The organism is Halonotius pteroides (genome assembly GCF_003605635.1).
Taxonomy (GTDB): domain Archaea; phylum Halobacteriota; class Halobacteria; order Halobacteriales; family Haloferacaceae; genus Halonotius; species Halonotius pteroides.
The window spans coordinates 1-1,453 of sequence record NZ_QMDW01000066.1 but is presented as its reverse complement, the minus strand read 5'-3'; the positions used below and the strand labels follow the sequence as shown (position 1 = coordinate 1,453).

1 protein-coding gene and 1 pseudogene are annotated in these 1,453 nt (G+C 67.3%); both read right to left on the bottom strand.

The genetic code is table 11. From position 1 onward, the window contains the following. Window positions 1-342, bottom strand: a pseudogene (locus tag DP106_RS15040) (tyrosine decarboxylase MfnA); the annotation flags it as partial. A 60-nt stretch (window positions 343-402) separates the two neighbouring features. After that, the coding region (locus DP106_RS15035; RefSeq protein WP_303645866.1) for a putative PEP-binding protein at window positions 403-1,453 on the bottom strand (1,051 nt) is incomplete at its 5' end.

The window sequence follows — 1,453 nt, the reverse complement described above, 5'->3', positions numbered from 1 at the left end:
GACGCCCAATACGCCGGCGGCCTTGCGGAACGAGAAGTGCGCGGACTCGGGGGCGACGAAGTTCGGCGTTCGGGTGTCGGCCCGGTTGCGGGCCAGCCGGATCGCCTGGACGTTCGACTCCGTCCCGCCGGAGGCGATGTAGCCGGCCGGGTCCGCGAGTTCGGCGACGGTCCCGAGCCGGTCGACGGCCTCGCGTTCGAGCGTCGAGACCGTCCCGTAGGTGCCGGGATCGCCGGGGTTGCTCGCCAGAAACTGCTCGGCCGCCTCGCGGGCCGTCGGATGCGGTTCGGTACACATCGACGACAATACTCGGGAGAATTCCTGCGGTTCGGCCCGCTGCATACTCCGTTTCAGCGGCGCGTGGGGTTTATCGGTTGTGTTTTCGACGGTCGTCGACCCGGATTACCGGATCGAGTCGAGCAGCAGCTTCTGTTCTTTCCGTTTGACCTCGTGTTGGACGTCCCGGACGGCGTCGATGTTCGCCGAGATCGACGAGACGCCCTCGTTGACGAGGAACCGGACCATCTCCGGCTTCGAGCCAGCCTGCCCACAGATGCTCGTCGCGACGTCGTACTCGCGGCAGGTCTCGATCGTATCGCCGATCAGCCGCAACACCGATGGGTGGAGCTCGTCGAAGCGGTCGGCGACGTGTTCGTTGTTCCGGTCGACCGCGAGCGTGTACTGGGTGAGGTCGTTCGTGCCGAAGGAGGCGAAGTCGATCCCGGCTTCGGCCATCTCCTCGATCGACAGCGCCGCCGAGGGGGTCTCGACCATCACGCCCCAAGAGCGCTTCTCGGGGTCGACGCCGGCCTCAGCCATCAGGTTCCGCGCGCGAACGACGTCCTCGGCGTCGTTGACGAGGGGGAACATGACCTCGACGTTGTCGTAGCCCATCTCGAAGAGCCGCCGGAACGCCTCGAGTTCGTGTTTGAAGAACTCCGGCCGATCGAGGCTCCGCCTGATCCCCCGGTAACCGAGCATCGGGTTGTGCTCGTGGGGTTCGGACTCGCCGCCCTCCATCTGCCGGAACTCGTCCGTCGGCGCATCGAGCGTCCGGACCCGGACCGGGCGCGGATAGAACTCGTCGGCGACACCGCGGACGCCGTCGACGATCTCCTCGACGTAGGCGTCCTCGCCGTGGTCCTCGATGTAGCGCTCCGGCGTCTTGTTCGTCGAGAGGATCATATGCTCCATCCGGAGCAGGCCGACGCCGTCGGCCCCGGTGGCCGCGGCGCGCTCGCCCGCCTCGGGGATCGAGACGTTCACTTTGACCTCCGTCGCCGTCATCGGTTTGACGGGGTTTTCGGGGCGGACCGTTTCGACGGCGTCGGTCTGTTCGTCGGGGGCCACGGTCCCCTCGGTGACACTGCCCTTCTCGCCGTCGATCGTGACGAGTTGACCGTCCTCGAGTTGTTCGGTCGCCGTGCCGGCGCCGACGATGGCCGGCGCGCCG